11 protein-coding genes are annotated in these 14,021 nt (G+C 39.4%); 8 read left to right on the top strand and 3 right to left on the bottom strand.

Translation table 11 applies throughout. From position 1 onward, the window contains the following. Window positions 1-410: 410 nt before the first annotated feature. Window positions 411-1,025: a trimeric intracellular cation channel family protein gene (locus tag GQR47_RS13860; RefSeq protein ID WP_002957915.1), complete on the top strand. Its 615-nt coding sequence runs from the start codon at window positions 411-413 to the stop codon at window positions 1,023-1,025. Between the two features lie 34 nt (window positions 1,026-1,059). Then, a complete protein-coding gene (locus GQR47_RS13855) occupies window positions 1,060-2,571 on the top strand; it encodes a YifB family Mg chelatase-like AAA ATPase (RefSeq protein ID WP_024597647.1) in 1,512 nt (503 codons plus the stop codon). On the opposite strand, the gene GQR47_RS13850 is transcribed toward GQR47_RS13855, so the two are convergent. Both GQR47_RS13850 and GQR47_RS13845 read right to left on the bottom strand, forming a co-directional pair. Further along, window positions 2,568-3,272, bottom strand: a complete 705-nt coding sequence (locus tag GQR47_RS13850) for a response regulator transcription factor (protein ID WP_002957913.1) — start codon at window positions 3,270-3,272, stop codon at window positions 2,568-2,570. The two genes, GQR47_RS13855 and GQR47_RS13850, sit on opposite strands and share 4 nt — an antisense overlap. A 216-nt stretch (window positions 3,273-3,488) precedes the next feature. Next, entirely contained in the window at window positions 3,489-5,984 is a 2,496-nt protein-coding gene (locus GQR47_RS13845; RefSeq protein ID WP_024597648.1) for a prolyl oligopeptidase family serine peptidase, read from the bottom strand. 84 nt (window positions 5,985-6,068) lie between these two features. On the opposite strand from GQR47_RS13845, the gene GQR47_RS13840 reads away from it, so the two are divergent. Beyond that, entirely contained in the window at window positions 6,069-7,145 is a 1,077-nt protein-coding gene (locus GQR47_RS13840; protein WP_165723906.1) for a hemolysin family protein, read from the top strand. Between the two features lie 32 nt (window positions 7,146-7,177). Here the strand turns inward: GQR47_RS13840 and GQR47_RS13835 are convergent, their stop codons facing one another. Further along, window positions 7,178-8,389 (bottom strand): EAL domain-containing protein, encoded by a 1,212-nt coding sequence (locus tag GQR47_RS13835; RefSeq protein ID WP_165723905.1) that lies wholly within the window; start codon window positions 8,387-8,389, stop codon window positions 7,178-7,180. A gap of 166 nt (window positions 8,390-8,555) precedes the next feature. On the opposite strand from GQR47_RS13835, the gene GQR47_RS13830 reads away from it, so the two are divergent. From GQR47_RS13830 to GQR47_RS13810, 5 genes are all read left to right on the top strand, one after another. Then, window positions 8,556-9,572 carry a site-2 protease family protein gene (locus tag GQR47_RS13830; protein ID WP_165723904.1) on the top strand — a complete coding sequence of 339 codons (1,017 nt, stop codon included), beginning with the start codon at window positions 8,556-8,558 and terminating at the stop codon, window positions 9,570-9,572. A 131-nt stretch (window positions 9,573-9,703) separates the two neighbouring features. After that, window positions 9,704-10,945 carry an HlyD family efflux transporter periplasmic adaptor subunit gene (locus GQR47_RS13825; protein ID WP_024603520.1) on the top strand — a complete coding sequence of 414 codons (1,242 nt, stop codon included), beginning with the start codon at window positions 9,704-9,706 and terminating at the stop codon, window positions 10,943-10,945. Window positions 10,946-11,147: 202 nt separating this feature from the next. Continuing rightward, the gene (locus GQR47_RS13820; RefSeq protein ID WP_138740524.1) at window positions 11,148-11,306 is read left to right on the top strand and encodes a class IIb bacteriocin, lactobin A/cerein 7B family; all 159 of its coding nucleotides are present in this window, start codon (window positions 11,148-11,150) and stop codon (window positions 11,304-11,306) included. Between the two features lie 8 nt (window positions 11,307-11,314). After that, window positions 11,315-11,497 carry a hypothetical protein gene (locus GQR47_RS13815; protein WP_024594667.1) on the top strand — a complete coding sequence of 61 codons (183 nt, stop codon included), beginning with the start codon at window positions 11,315-11,317 and terminating at the stop codon, window positions 11,495-11,497. 368 nt (window positions 11,498-11,865) lie between these two features. Beyond that, on the top strand, window positions 11,866-14,004 hold the full coding sequence (locus tag GQR47_RS13810; RefSeq protein ID WP_076914934.1) for a peptidase domain-containing ABC transporter: 2,139 nt from the start codon (window positions 11,866-11,868) through the stop codon (window positions 14,002-14,004). The last annotated feature ends 17 nt before the right edge of the window (window positions 14,005-14,021 follow it).

The raw sequence follows: 14,021 nt of genomic DNA, 5'->3' as shown, positions 1-14,021 counted from the left end.
AGGTCGTCGGTTCACCTTTTATAAGTTCAGGCTCCCGCAACCACTGAAATAAATAAGAATGAAACGGCACGCTTAAAGCGTGTTTTTTTATGTCTAAAATTTAGTGTGTATATTGAGGCTCATAACCCGAAGGTCGTCGGTTCAGCTTTTATAAGTTCAGGCTTCCGCAACCACTGAAATAAATAAGAATGAAACGACACGCTTAAAGCGTGTTTTTTTATGTCTAAAATTTGATGAGAGTGGTGAGATCATCTTCACTGCATGAGGCATTCACTTCTCATAAGCGCAAGCTCCCGCCCCCCTAAGATACACTTTAAAATGTTATAAACTTCTTAAAATAAATCGTTATTACTTAAAACCTTGTTTGGTTTGTGTTAAAACGGCACAAATATTTTTAGGTTGTTACAAATATGACTGAACTTTACCACTGGTTTGATTTAATAGGCATTGCGGTGTTTGCTGTATCGGGCACTTTGCTAGCGTATGAGAAAAAAATGGATGGCTTTGGGGTCGTAGTTTTAGCGACAGTAACTGCTATTGGTGGTGGTACAGTGCGAGATCTAATTTTAGATGTTCCAGTGTTTTGGTTACACGATCAAAGTTACTTTTTTGCCATACTCGCTTCAGTATTTGTTACAACACGCCTTATAAATAAACAAAAGCCGATACCTCATTATATTTTACAAACAGCGGACGCGTTTGGGTTAGCTTTTTTTGCAGTAATGGGGGCGCAAAAAGCACAGCTTGTTGGTATGCCCGATATGACTGCGGTAATTATGGCTGTAATTACAGGCTGCTTTGGTGGATTAATTCGAGATGTGCTTGCACGCGAGATCCCTATGCTATTAAAGGGGGAGCTTTACGCTATTACCTGTATAGCGGGTGGTACTGTTTATACGCTTGGCATTAGTTTTTCGTTAGCAACCGAAATGGCGATGGTATTAGGAATGTTAATGACCTTATTACTTCGTTTAGCCGCTATAAAATGGCAAATCACATTACACGTTTTTAAATATCCTGACTAAACTGGTGTAATTACACCATTTACTAGGATAAGGAATGTCGTTAGCTCGTATATTTTCTCGTGCTCAAGTGGGCATAAATGCCCCTGAAGTTATTGTAGAGGTTCACCTAGGAAATGGTTTACCCGCTTTTCATATTGTAGGCCTGCCCGAAGCGTCTGTTAAAGAGTCGAAAGACAGGGTACGTAGCGCACTCGAAAACTCACAATTTGGTTTTCCCGATCAACGAATAACCGTAAATTTAGCCCCAGCCGACTTACCAAAAGATGGTGGGCGGTTTGATCTGGCTATTGCGGTGGGTATTTTAGTCGCCTCTGGGCAAATAGTGTGTCCTGATATTCATAAGTACGAGTTTTATGGTGAGCTTGCTCTTAATGGTGAAGTGCGTGGTGTAAACGCTATTTTACCTTCGGTACTTGCTGCTAAAGAAGAAGATCGCTGCTGCTTTTTACCTCTTGCAAACGACAGCCTAGCAAGCCTAGTTAATGGCGTTAAACGCAAAGCCGTAAGCTCTATTCAAGAAGTATGGGGCGACCTACTTAATCAACAACCCTTGCCATTAAATATAGAGTACCCCGACTGCACGCAAGCCCCTGATTTTTTGCTCGATTTAAGCGATGTTAAAGGTCAGCCCGGTGCAAAGCGAGTATTAGAAATAGCCGCAGCTGGCGGGCATAATTTACTATTTTTAGGCCCTCCAGGTACTGGTAAATCAATGCTGGCCCAGCGAATGGCTACAATTATGCCTACTATGTCGGACGATGAAGCTATTTCAACAGCTGCGCTTTACTCTATTATTGGACAATCCATAGATTTAACTAATTGGCGACAGCGGCCATTTCGCAATCCGCATCATACGTGCTCAGCTGTTGCTTTGGTGGGGGGCTCTTCAAATCCCAAGCCTGGTGAAATTTCGCTGGCACACAACGGTGTGCTCTTCTTAGATGAGTTACCGGAATTCGAGCGTAAGGTGCTTGATTCACTGCGTGAACCAATGGAGACCGGCACAGTAACTATTTCACGTGCAGCTAGGCAAATGGAGTTCCCAGCGCAGTTTCAGCTTATTACAGCATTAAACCCAAGCCCAACGGGGAGCCATACTGATAAGCGGGCAACTCCCGATCAAGTTATGCGTTATTTATCGCGAGTATCAGGGCCTTTTATTGACCGTATTGATTTGCAAATAGAACTACCTCGTTTAACGAGTGTTGAGCTACAAAGTACCAAACCAGAGGAAACCAGTGCTGAGGTTAGAGCAAGAGTTGAGGCTGCTTATTATGTGCAGCTAAAACGCCAAGGTAAGGTTAATGCGAGACTTAATAATAAAGAAATGAGTGTGCACTGTGAACTTGCGCCTGCAGAGTTGCAATTTTTAGCTAGAGCAAGCGAGAAGTTGTCTTTATCGCCACGCTCTTACCATAGAATAATTAAGGTGGCGCGGACTATTAGTGATTTAAAAGGCGCTGAAAACATTAGTTTAAATGAGCTTAAAGAAGCACTTAATTACCGCGCATTTGAGCGCCTTATTGCGCAATTAACTAAGTATTAAATAGAAAGCATATAGCCTTTACCGCGTACGGTAACGATGCGTTTTTGATCTTTTTCGTCATTTAATTTTTTACGTAAACGACCAATAAGCACATCAACAGTACGATCGTTTGGGCTCCAATCGGGCTGGCCTATTTCTTCTGATATTTTTTCACGGGATGTGGCTTTACCTGCATTACTAATTAAGCAAATAAGCACTTTATGTTCGGCTTCAGTTAAGCGTGACTCAACGCCCGCAGCAGTAATTAATGTGCGGTTATCAGGATGAAGCTTAAAGTCAGCATATTCTATAAACTCTTCGCTTTCGTCGTCTTCTAGGTTAACTGCAACACGCTTATAGAGCGCGCGCATGCGAAGTTCTAACTCAAGTAAATCGACGGGCTTACAAATATAGTCATCAGCACCTTGTGCAAGACCTGCAATACGATCGGCTTGGGAGTCACGACTCGATAATACAATAACGCCAATATCGGTCAGTGTGTTTAATTCTTTTGCGAGCTGAAGCCCGTCGCGCTTTGGTAAGACAATGTCAATTATGGCTAATGATATAGCACCGCGCAGGTTTACCCGCTGCCTTACAATGTTAAGTGCATCAGCGCCAGTGGGGTCTACCTCTATTGTAAATTCGGTATCTGCAAAGTGATTTTGGATGCGTTTAACGAGTAGTTCATCGTCTTCAACCAATAAAACATTAATAGCCATAGTACTTTATTTTGAATGCTTATAGCTCTGTATGGTAGCACCATTAGGTAAATGCTGAGAAGGGGGTTTATTAGTTTTAAGTAACTTAATATTTCAAAGGTGTATAAGACGTTATTAGAGGATGAGGTTAGCACCTTTAGACTAATTAAAAGGTGCTAAATAATTAATTCTACTATTAATAAATCTGTATTAAGTCGTTATTTTAAAGGTTCAGGCTCAGTCATTTTTATACATCGAGTCCCACCATTGAGGCTCGTTTTTTAGCTTTTTATCAAAGTATGCGAGCATGGTGTTCCACCAATCAAATCGTTTATCGCGTGCAAAAATTTGATGGTCGGCGCCTTTGTATTCGATTAACTCTACGTCCTTATTAAGCAGTTTAAGTGCAGTGTACATTGTTAAGCTTTCGCCAACAGGTACATTGGTATCGCTATCACCATGAAGAAGTAGCATAGGTGTTGTTACTTTGTCGGCATGAAATACAGGGCTATGTTGGCTGTAAAGCTCAGGGTTATTCCACGGGAAGCTATTTTTTGATGCTTCGCCAGAATATAAGTAGCCCCACCAACCTTCACCCCAATACGAGGTAATATTAGAAATACCCGCATGAGCTATTGAAGCACTAAATATATCGGTTTTAGTTGCCAATAACATGGTCATGAAGCCACCGTACGATGCCCCTAAGTTACCTACTTTTTTACTATCAACATAGTTGTATTTATTTAAAAAGGCTTGTGTGCCTTCGATAATATCGTCTGCGGTGTAGTCGCCCCAGGCATTAACATGCTGCGCTGAAAACTTTTGTCCAAACCCTGTTGCGCCAGTAGGTTGTACTACATAAACAATGTAGCCATTTTCTGCCCATAAGTTAAACGGATAACGACCTGTAAAACCACGCGTAACTGGTGAAGTGCCGCCGTAGTAATACACGAGCGCCGGGTGCTTTTTAGTTTTATCTAAATTGCTAGGAATATAAACGCGGCCAGTTATTTCAACCCCATGTTTATTTTTAAAATTAAACTCTTCTAATGTAGGGAGTCGTATATTTGCATAGCTACTTGGTTTTGAATCCCATATTAAATCTGTTTTATTTTTACTGACGTTAAGGCGCTTTAGCTGTTGTGGCGCTAAAGCGTTAGTGCCACTTAATAAAATTTCGGTATTACGGTCGTGTGAGTAACTAAATTGTTCAACAATATCCAATCCTGTATTTAACTTTTTAAAGCGCTGTTTACTTAAATCAAATAGGTAAAGTGGTTGAGTGTCTTGCTCTGTTACTTTAATGAGCGCATCGCCGTTTTCTAAAACGTGTAGTTGGCCAATAGCGGGGTCGAATTGTTTACTGAGTGTTTTTACGTTTTTACCGCTTTCAGTAAGTAGGTAAAGTTGCCCGTCGTAGTTATTAGCAAGCATTGCTTTTGGTAGTGCTCTGCCTGCGCCATTTTTAAAGTCTGGGCCTGCAACTACATAAATATCTTTATTTGCGTATTTGGCTAAATTAAACGTTTTGAATTTACCAAGCGATGAAAGCTTGTTTGATTTTAAATCGAGTTCAACAAGCTCTGTTTCAGGGTGAGTTGATGTCTGCATTGCCATTACTGGGCGGCTCATTAATACTTTGCCACGGTTACTATTTGAATCTTCAAGGCTGTAAGAAAGAGGACCTTGGCTAAGTGCTTTTGTTAAACCACTTTTAGTATCAAGCATATAAATTTGGCTGATGGAACGTGCATACGACCAGCGATCTTGCAGACCTTTATAGTGCTTAGTTAAGCTGTTAGTGCTCTCGGGTGATTTAGACCAGCTAAACAAAAGGCTGGTGTTGTTATAAAAGGTAAAGCTATTAGCTCCTTCTAAATCGTTTGCTAATGTTTTTATTGAGAAGTTTTTACGGTTAAGTTGTTTAAGCTCACCATTTAACAAATACACTAAATATTGGTTATCTGGACTCCAAATAATGTTACTTGGTTGGCCTGCTTCAAAGCGATAAAGCGTTTGATTGTCTGAATCTTTAAGTACAGTAACTGTATTTGCTTGATTTTGTGTTTTATCACTATAAGTGCGAGTGGTAGTAACGTACTGCTTGGCATTAGGTGCGAGTGATAATTGGCTAATTGTAGGAGCATCAAACAGTTGTTTTGCAGATAAACGTTTTGTTTGTGAAGTGCTGAGCGTAATTTTATCAACCTCGCTCTTTGGAGCAAAATCAAGCGTTACATCGTGCCAATTAGCTACTTGCTGGGCTACTATTAAAACAGTGTGAGTACTGTTATTTAAAGCTAACTTATAGCTATTTTTATCGCCTGTTTGTAGTTCGCCATTAATAAATAACTGCCCTTGCTCAATCCCTTTTAAGGTAAGCGTACCTTGCGTAAAGCGGGTTGTTTCAATATTAAATTTTAGTGCCTGTAACCCACCTAAAGTGAGCGCATTGATTTTATTAAACGGTTGCCAGTTTTGTTTTTTCCCAAATATAGAAAAACTATCGGTGTCTGCTTGTAGTTGCGGCAATAGGTTGTTAATAATCGCACTGCCATGAGGTGTCTGAAAAGGCTTTAACTGCATATCTTCGGCAAGTGGGCCGATAAACTGAATTTTTGATTTATCTAATGGTGCAGCTATTGCAGCAAAGCTTAAGCTGCTAAGTGTTAAAAGAGCTGCTGCGTACTTAAATAGCTTATTTTGATGACACCATGGTGCGCTAAATTTCATTATTATGCCTATTATTATTGGAAGTTTGGCCAAATATAGCATGTATTGTTACCATGCTCACATATCCAATATAGAGGAGAGAAAGTGACTTTACTGATAGTTTATATGGTAGTGGCGATTGTTATTTCGTTTTTATGTTCTGTGATGGAGGCTGTGTTATTAAGTATTTCGCCCAGCTATGTTGCATCACTTAGAAAAAAACACCCTGGGCTTGCTAAACAGCTCGAAAAGCTTAAAAACAATATAGATCAGCCTTTAGCTGCTATTTTAACTTTAAATACAGTTGCCCATACTGCAGGTGCAGCGGGAGTTGGCGCACAAGCGGCTGTCGTTTTTTCCGATGCGGCTGTAGGTATTGCATCAGCCATTATGACATTTCTCGTATTAATTCTTTCTGAAATTATTCCTAAAACCTTGGGGGCTAATTACTGGCGAGCTCTAACGCCAAGTGTTACTTACGCTTTGCGGTTTTTAGTTATATCACTAAAGCCTTTTGTATGGTTTGCACAAAAGCTAACAAATTTAATGGGTCCAAAGCACGATGAGGCTTACTATATTCGTCAAGAGATAGAGGCAATGGCTGATATAGGTACGGAGTCGGGTGCATTACATCAGGATGAGTCCGAAATAATTCGTAATTTATTGCATTTTAGACATGCAAAATTATGCGACTTAATGACGCCTCGAACTGTAATTTTTAAAATCCACAAAGACTTAACAGTAAATCAGTATTTAAACGATCACGGCTCGTCGTCATTTTCTCGTATATTGGTATTTGATAAAGACAGCGACGATATTGTTGGGTTTGTGCATAAAAACGATATTATGCTGGCATTTCACCGTTTAGGTACCGATTACAAAATTAGCAAATTGATTAAGCCTATTTATACCGTACCAACTTCTCAGAACGTATCGTCGTTACTGCAAACACTTTTAACAAAGCGCACTCATATATGCTTAGTTGTTGATGAGTACGGTGACGTGCAGGGTATTGTAACGTTAGAGGATATGATTGAAGCTTTAATGGGGTTAGAGATTGTAGATGAGCGTGACCAATCTACTAATATGCGCGCAGTAGCAAGGCAGCGTTGGCACAAACGTTTAGCAAGCAGTGCGCATATAGTCAGTGAAGAAGATAAACACACTCGGGGTGATAATTAGTTAACCAGCCCCGATTAAATATTAATACCGCTTTAAGCGGGGCTGCCATCAGTTTTTAGCCAATCTTTAGCCCAAGATATAAATTCGTCTTGTGGTTTAGGGCGGCTAAATAAAAAACCTTGTATGGCTAGTTTTCTTCTATAATGCCTTAAATAAACGAGCTCTTCTGGTCGTTCAACACCTTCTGCTACTAAGTCTAAATTATCTTTACTCGTAATATTAAATAACGAACTTACGACCACTTGAGAAAATAAATCTGTTTCTATATGGCTAATAAGTGAACGGTCTATTTTAATTTCAGTAAAAGGAAGATTTCGAAGCTGATTCATATTAGTAAAACCAACACCAAAATCGTCTAGCGATATACCAAAGCCATGCATTCTTAATCTGTTTACTGTTTCTAATTGCATGAGGCTTGAGAGTGCATGTTGTTCTGTTATTTCTATAATTATATTACTAGGTGTGAGTTGGTTTAGTTCTAAAATAAGTAGTAATTTATTAGGGCAGTTTAGGTCATCGAGCTGGGTTGGCGATAAGTTAAAGGCCATTTTAAAATCATGACCTAGTTGTGCTGTCATATTTTTGAATTCGCTGGTGGCCTTTTCAAAAAGAGAAAATGTAATTTGATTAATTAAGTTGTGTTGTTCGGCAGTATTTATAAAACGGCAAGGTAAAATAATATTGTCGTCTTTACTTGATAAAATACGCGCTAACACTTCAACGCTTTCAATTTTATTGTTATCCGCGTTTATTTTTGGTTGGTAAAAAGGCGTTATTTCATCGTTTTTTAATGCATCAATAAGCTCATCTTTTGAAATGGCTGGCTCTTTTAATAAAGTGTGGCTGTTTAATTGCGCCACTTTAGTAAGTAACCTACTAACCTGAGACAGTTGCACTGGCTTTGAAATATTACCAATGAGGTGCGCGTTATGTTGTTTCGCGAGATTGGCAGCTAAGCTAATAACTTTATGGTCCATTTCAGAAACAATTATTATACCGCCTTGATAATGTAACTCTCCTAAGTGGCGGATTAGTTCCATGCCGTCCATTTCGGGCATATTGAGATCAGTAAAAATAGCATCAAAGTAGTTGATATCCTCTTTAACTTTTTCAAGAGCTTCTTTTGCATTCAGGCACGTAGTTATAGTGTTAGACATACCCAATTCGTTAAGTATAGCTTCCATAACGATCAAAATTGCTTTTGAATCGTCAACAACTAAAATATTAGGCACTATCTTCTTCACTGTTATCCCTTTCAATGTATCGCTTGGAGTTACTATAAAAGTAGTAGTGTTTTTTTATTTTGTCAGTATCAAATACTTTTATTTTGAAAATAGTTACCTAGCACCTTCACTCGTGTTTTTAAGCTGATTAGGTATACTAGCGCCATTATTTTAAACGGTCTTAATTATGATAAGAATAGATCTTACTTTAGCCGAGCAACCATTTTCGCTTATGGTGTCTGGGCAAAAAATTGTGCAGGTATTTCACGCGCAACAAGCCATTACATTTGATAACCCTCGTGAAAACTATTTTCAATTTACTTACGACAACAAAGTAATAGGTATTGATACAGCGGCAGTGGAAGAGCAAAGTATTTCGCTCTTTGTAGATGATCAATTTGCAACACAACTTGCGTTACCAGCACCTACAAATGGGTCACCTAAAAAAGGCTTTTTAGGGCTAGCTGCATTAGGTTTTAAGCTTTTTAAAAGTGCTAAGGTAATTAAAGTAGTGCTTGCCGGGGCTTCTGTTGCAGGCTATGCGTGGTTATTTAGTATTGAATTTGCACTAATGCTAACTGGTTGCTTAGTCGTACACGAATACGGCCATGTGCGAGCAATGAAATACTTTGGCATAAAAACCAAAGGTATTTACTTAATCCCGTTTGTTGGTGGGCTAGCTGTAAGTGACGATAAAATAACAACCCGTTGGCAAGATGTCGTTATATCACTGATGGGGCCTGCATTTGGTTTAATTACCTCGGTGTTGGGTGTCGTTTTATATTACGCCACCGAGATGGAAATATTTGCAGGTGTGGCGGTTCTTAGTGCGTTATTAAATTTATTTAACTTGTTACCAATTTTGCCGCTTGATGGCGGGCATGTATTAAAAAGTATTAGCTTTTCAATGCGTTCATGGATTGGTTTAAGCGTATGCTTATTAGGCGTACTATTTGGCTTATGGCTGAGCTACACCTTTGGCTTAATGTTACTGGTATTCTTTTTGTTTGTTGGTGCGCTGGAAATTGTATTTGAATGGCGAGGCCGTCACTACTCACACTTAATGCCGCTAGATAAATATGGCCAAGGCTTTTCAGCGGTTATGTATGCAGTTGTAGTAGCTGGGCATGTAGCTGTAATGATGCACTTTGCCGATTCAGAAAATCCAATATTGAGCCTGCCGATGACTATTTTATCGAGCTAGTATTTTTATTTTTCCAACAAAATAAGTTAGTTTTTTGCATTAATGTTTTATTTTTTAACTTTCTATGTTGATTTATTGTTAATTGAATTCTAGTGTAATATAAATTAGAACAATCTTAGCGAGTCAACTGGATGTTATTTAGAAAGGAAGCTGTCGCTCAGCAAAGTGAGCGTTTAACTGGCGTGATTACGCTAGCACAACCATTATCAATAAAACTTACCGTATTTGTTTTGGTATGTATTGCGATTGTAGTGATAAGCTTCTTATTTACAGCAGAATATTCCCGCAAGGAAACAGTACGGGGGTTTTTAATACCCAATAAAGGGATAATCCAAAGCTTTGCTAGTCAAGGTGGTATGATTGAGCAGCTATTTGTACGAGAGGGTGATGCCGTTACTAAAGGTCAGCCGTTGGCGACCATTATTGTGCAGCAAAATAACAGCCAAGGCATAGCCTTTAGTACCCAGCTTGTTGAGCAGCTAAGTATGCAAATACAGTTGCTTAATGACGAGATAGCACAAAACCTTACCCTACAAAAGCAAGAATCACTTAACTTGCAAGCGCAAAAACATGCACTTACTAATGAGCAAGTTGCATTACAAAGTCAACTAGCTCTAGCTGATGAAAAATTAGGGCTACTTAACCGACAACAAAGCAACCTAAATCAACTTAATAAAAATGGCTTTTTATCAAACATCGAGCGAGAGCAACAGCAGCAAGCCCTGTTAGATGCTAAGCAAGAAAAACAAAACCTAGCGCGCTTGCTGATGCAGCAAGAAAATCAATTAAGCCAACTTAGTTTTAATATTGCCAACGTACCACAACAATATATGTTGCGTATAAATAGTCTTAAACGCCAACAAGCGGATATTAAAAACCAGCTCACACAAATTAAAAGTAACTATCAATATACCATAACAGCCAGTAACAGCGGTGTTGTTACTGGCATTCAAGTGGTTAAGGGCGAAACACTTACCCAAGCCAAACCACTGTTGCATATTATTCCCGAAGGATCAGAGCTAGTAGCAGAGTTGTTGCTACCAACACGTTCAGCGGGCTTTATACAGCTAGGTAACGATACGCGCCTGCGTTTTGATGCTTTCCCCTATCAACGCTTTGGTTTCATTAACAGCAAAATTAGCCGTATTGATAAGGCACTCATTACCCCAAATGAAATACGCTTGCCCATTGCTCTGCAAGAGCCTGTATACCGCTTGCGGGCAATACTTAGCCAACAACAAATGCAGGCCTATGGTAAAGCGTTCGAGCTAAAAAGCGGCATGTTGTTTGAAGCGGATATTATGTTGGAGCAGCGCACATTAATCGAGTGGTTACTCGAGCCACTGTACAGCCTAAAAGGGCGCGTAAGTTAAGTGTAGCGTTTTATAAAATAAAGAAAAATTTGAAAGTTTTGGTGGTTTGCTAAATGCGAACAACCGAAAAAGACGGCCAGCTTTAGTTAACTTTAGCGAGCAGCTAAAGCTAGCCTATTAACCGCTCACCTTTATTGAAGGGGAGCATATTAACAACCCGACGACTTAACTAAAAAGCGTCGGATACATGGAGTATAACATTATGCGTGAATTAAACGTAAATGAAATTCAAGAAGTGAATGGTGGAGTTGTATTTTTAGTTCCCCCATTATTAACATTCGCTGTTAAAGTCACAGGGATTAGCATTGGTACAATTGCTGCATCTATTGCTACCTTCTCAGCATATCAGTCATTGAAGTAGGGGGATTTATGAGAGAGTTAACTGCGAGTGAATTGACTCAAGTTGATGGTGGTGTTTCTAGTCGCACTGTTGCAGCTGGTGCTAGAATACTTGGTCGTGCGTTGTTGAGTGGAATTGCTATCGGAACAGGTGTTGGTATTGCGGTTGGTGTGGCAATGATCGCATATGATGTTTATCAAATGCAAAAGTAAACATTTCTTAAGGCTACTTTGTAGCCTTTAATTTATTTCAATGTAAGGTACTAAGATGAATGCAATTATTAGAAAACCTTATAGTTTTTCAATCTCATTAGTCTTTCTAATATTAGGTGCGTTTCTTGTTAATGATGGAGAGTTTATTTTTTCTGGCTTATTTTTTGTTCTGGGTTCCTTTAGCTTATTTTATTCAATTATTAGGCTTAATTTAATATTATTTCAAATATTTCAGATTTTTATATATATAGGTATTGCAAGTTTCTACATGGTAATCATATCAGCATTAAGTTTTTCCTTATTTATTATTGCTGGATTTTCAATATTGATGCTTCACCTCACATTCAAGTATGTTTGTAAGTTAGAGTATGAATAATCTAAATTTCTCTATAAGCAAAAGCACTCCTCTATTACTCCAATCCGAAATAGCTGAATGCGGCCTAGCCTCTATGGCTATGATGGTATGTTATCACGGCCATAAGCTGGATATGCCTGCCATGCGAAAACGCTTTTCGGCTAATCTAAAGGGTATGAACTTACAGCAGTTGATTGAGCTAGGTGATAATTTAGGGCTAGCTAGCCGTGCGCTACAATGCCCGCTTGATGAAGTTCATAAACTGCAAACGCCGTGTATATTGCACTGGGATATGAATCACTTTGTGGTATTGACCAAAGTCTCTGGTAAAGGATCTTCAGCTAAATTTGCAATTAACGACCCAGCTGTTGGTAAACGCAGTTTAAATAGTAATGAGTTTAGTAAACACTTTACCGGTATTTGTTTAGAGCTCACACCAACGAGTAAGTTTGAAGCTAAACAAGAAAAAGCGCAGATGAAGTTTACCCAACTTTGGAGCACCATGAAGGGCTTAAAGGCGGGATTACTAAAACTGATAGCATTATCACTTGTATTACAGTTGTTTGCCTTGATGACCCCTTATTATATGCAGTGGGTGGTGGATGAAGTACTCATTAGTTTTGATGAATCGTTATTAACGGTGCTTGCTATGGGTTTTGCGCTGATTGCTATTATTTCGGTGGTGACTAATGCGGTACGAAGTTGGCTAATTTTACGTCTTTCCAGCCTTTTGAATATGCAAATGGGTGTGAACTTACTCCGGCACTTATTGCGGCTACCGATGAATTATTTTGAGTCGCGCCATGTCGGCGATATTGTGTCGCGCTTTGGCTCATTAGCGCAAATACGTGAGCGTATTACCACGGGGTTTGTAGAAACACTGGTCGATGGCGTGATGGCTATTACCGTATTGATTATGATGCTAATTTATTCGCTAAAGCTCACTGCAATAGTTGTAGGTGCAATTGTGCTTTACACCTTAGTACGTTTAGCGCTGTATCGTCCACTACATCAAGCCACCGAAGAAATGATTCAATCATCTGCCAAAGAGCAATCGAACTTTTTAGAAAATATTCGGGGTATGCAAACTATAAAATTGTTTGGTAATGAATCGCAGCGCCAAGGTATTTGGCAAAACCGTTATGCAGAGGTAATAAACAGTGAAATTCGTTTAGGGCGTTTAAACATTAGCTTTGATTCATTTAATAAACTGTTATTTGGCCTTGAAAATGTATTGGTGATTTACTTTGCTGCATTGCTAGTTATGAGCAATAGTTTGTCTGTTGGTATGGTACTGGCGTTTATTGCTTATAAAAACCAGTTAACCAGCCGCTTTGCCAACTTAATTGAGCAAATTATTCAATTCAAAATGATGCGCTTACACTTAGACCGTATTGCAGATATAGCACTCACGAAACAAGAAGCTAATCGTGACGGTGAAATGGCCTATACCGGTGATGACGAAGGTAAAGTTAAAGGCCAGCTTACGCTCGAGAATATTTGCTTTAGTTACAGTGAAGAGCAAGCGCCTATTTTAAATAATGTTAATTTAACGCTGAATACCGGTGACTCGATTGCGATTACAGGGCCATCTGGCGCGGGTAAAACTACGCTAATGAAAATTATGCTGGGGTTATTACAGCCGACCTCGGGTAAAGTGCTGCTGGATGGTAAAGATATCACCCAGTTTGGCCTTAAAAACTACCGTAAACAAATAGCTGCAGTGATGCAGGATGACACATTGTTAGCTGGCTCAATCGCCGATAACATCAGCTTTTTTGACCCACAGCCCAATTACTTGAAAATAGAGACGTGTGCTCGTCATGCGGCTATTCATGATGATATTACCAAAATGACTATGGGTTATAACTCATTAGTAGGTGATATGGGATCAAACTTATCTGGCGGTCAAGTACAGCGTTTACTCCTTGCTCGCGCATTGTATCAATCGCCCTGCGTGTTGTTTATGGATGAAGCAACCAGCCATTTAGATAAGGATAACGAGGCGAAAATAAGTGAGCAAATTCAGCACTTACCAATCACACGGATTATGATTGCTCATCGCCGAGAAACTATTAATATGGCTGGCAAAGTCTATCATTTAAATGCAGGTGAATTAGTGGACTTAGGTCAGCAAGGTGAGAGTGCTTAAAGCAATGAAGGCGTGCG

It is taken from the genome of Pseudoalteromonas sp. Z1A2 (genome assembly GCF_011378755.1).
Lineage (GTDB): Bacteria > Pseudomonadota > Gammaproteobacteria > Enterobacterales > Alteromonadaceae > Pseudoalteromonas > Pseudoalteromonas distincta.
Note: the sequence above shows the minus strand (reverse complement) of the source record. Positions and strands in the feature narration are given on the sequence as shown.